Source organism: Bacillus sp. GC_Bacil_1, assembly GCF_026540675.1.
In the GTDB taxonomy this organism is placed as follows: domain Bacteria; phylum Bacillota; class Bacilli; order Bacillales; family Bacillaceae_G; genus Bacillus_A; species Bacillus_A cereus.
In genome coordinates, this window is the sequence record NZ_JALNUG010000046.1 from 1 (window position 1) to 2,192 (window position 2,192).

Here is a 2,192-nt window from a genome sequence, read left to right on the forward strand (position 1 = left end):
CGACTTAGGTTTTTTTGTGTTTATTTTTATTACTTAAAATATAAAGGTAAGAATTACCTTTTATAAGGGTATAGTCGAGATATAAAAGAATGTTTGTGATCTTATATAAAAAGGTTATGCAAAAAGTAGCAATCTAGCTCTTTTTGCATAACCTTTTGTGTTTTTAAAGGATTTTACATAAGAAAAAATCTATAATTAAGGTAGTTAACATATATTTTTGATGGGTGTGGGGGATTATGAAAGAAATATGCATGTTATTAGTGGCTGTTATATTATGGGGGACAGCTATTGCGCCAACAAAATGGGCGTTAGAATCTATTCAGCCGTTTACTTTGTTGTTTATTCGTCTTTTCTTTGCAGGTGGAATTTGTATGCTATTTTCATTTAAGCAACTACAAAAATCAGTTGTACATAAAAAAGTTCCATGGAAAAGAATGAGTTTGTTAGCTTTTACCGGTGTAGCTGGGTATTTTATGTTCACATCGTACGGTATTTCTTTAACAAGTGGATTACATGTTAGTATCATAGATGCTGCATTACCATTAGTTACAATTCTTTTTTCAGCAATCTTCTTGAAAGAGAAAATTCGATTGAATTATTGGATAGGAATTATATTGGGTGCTATAGGAGTACTCTTTATTACGATTCCATCTAAAAGTGCTGATCAAGAAGTGTCTTTAATAGGAGATATACTGATATTATTAAGTACTTTTCTATTTGCTTTCTACACGGTTTTGCTAAAACGACCAAAACAAGAACAGTATTTATCAAACGAGGTTTTTACAACATTAACTTTAATTATTGGAGCTGTTATTCTATTACCATTTGCACTGGTAGAAATTCTTTATTACGGTTTACCAAAGATTGAAACTTGGAAAACGGGACTTAGTGTAATATACCTTGTTATTGGAGCAACAATTTTAGCGTATTGGTTTTGGAATAAAGCGCTAGAGAGAGTTTCAGCATCAGTAAGCGGATTATACTTAAATGCATTACCATTAATAAGTATTGTTACTTCAATTATTCTATTAAATGAATCTCTGACATGGAGAGTAATAATGGGAGCAAGTTTAGTTTTAATCGGAGTAGGATGGGCGGATAAGCAAAAGTTATGTAATCTATTAAAAGGTAATAAGGTGAAGAATAGAGACTGTTAAACAGTATGATTTATATAATTGACATGTAAAAAAGATACCTTATATATGAGGTATCTTTTTTATTTAGCAAAGATAATAAACTAAAATTAGTATGGATATTCTTTGCTGTATTTATATGTGTCGAAATCATTTTGAAATATTGTTTGAACAAGTTGTATACATTCAGTATCATAAAAGCTTTCAAAAGTTGGATGACGGGGAAATAAAGGATCAGTAATATCGCCTTCGCTAAAATTCCCTTTATAAATCATGGCGGGAGTTTGATGATGCCATGATGTTGAGAACTCATTTATTGGTGCGTTTTTTAATTCGAAACGCTTTTCTAATTCTTTCATTTCCTGATCAAAGTTTTCTAAGTATATATAATTGGTGACATATTCTTCTTCACCAGCTATATATTGTTGTGTGAAATGTGGGTTAATATCACTTGCGTGAGCCCCTTTCATAAATAGATAGTATAGAAATTGTTTAAATGAGATCCCTTTGGGGGAATTTTCATCTTGATATAAAAACTTTCGGATGGGTTTCCATTCGGGATTTTCCATATAAGGAGGTCCAATTAAGGATACGAAAGAACTGACTGCTCTCCTATAAGGGTTACGAACAAGTTTAAACGTTTCTTTTTGTTTTTCTCGCAACGCTACTCCTAGTCGTACACTATAAGCAGGTGTACTTTTGTATATATCATATTCATAATTATGAATGAAAGGACTATAACTTAGAGCTGTTTGCAATAAATCAATCTGGTAAAAGAACCAATTGGCAAGAGAAGTGCAACCGCTTTTTTGACTCCAAAATAGAATGATGGGAAACTTCCTATGATAGTGTGGGCTTCTTGAATGGGCGCTTATGGTGTTTAATAAAGAAGGATCGAACAAGTTCTACACTCCTTTCAGTTATTTTACTGATATGTATGAGGAATAAAGAGGGGGTATGAGAGTCTTTTTCATCTTTTTTTAAAAAATGAAAGATTAATATTGACTATTATTATATAGAGGTGTAATATAGGACAAGTCGCCGATGACATTAATGTCG

2 protein-coding genes are annotated in these 2,192 nt (G+C 31.7%); one reads left to right on the plus strand and one right to left on the minus strand.

Features of this window, described 5'->3' with window-relative positions:
* The first annotated feature begins 236 nt into the window (after positions 1–236).
* Positions 237–1,157, plus strand: coding sequence for a DMT family transporter (locus tag OXT04_RS29430; RefSeq protein ID WP_064531749.1), 921 nt, complete (start codon positions 237–239; stop codon positions 1,155–1,157).
* A gap of 86 nt (positions 1,158–1,243) precedes the next feature.
* Here the strand turns inward: OXT04_RS29430 and OXT04_RS29435 are convergent, their stop codons facing one another.
* Positions 1,244–2,035, minus strand: coding sequence for a sulfotransferase family 2 domain-containing protein (locus tag OXT04_RS29435; RefSeq protein WP_000460203.1), 792 nt, complete (start codon positions 2,033–2,035; stop codon positions 1,244–1,246).
* Between the last annotated feature and the right edge of the window lie 157 nt (positions 2,036–2,192).

What these genes read in the sequence shown, in the direction of transcription:
- OXT04_RS29430 (WP_064531749.1), top strand. Translation starts at nt 237, where the DNA reads ATGAAAGAAATATGCATGTTATTAGTGGCTGTTATATTATGGGGGACA.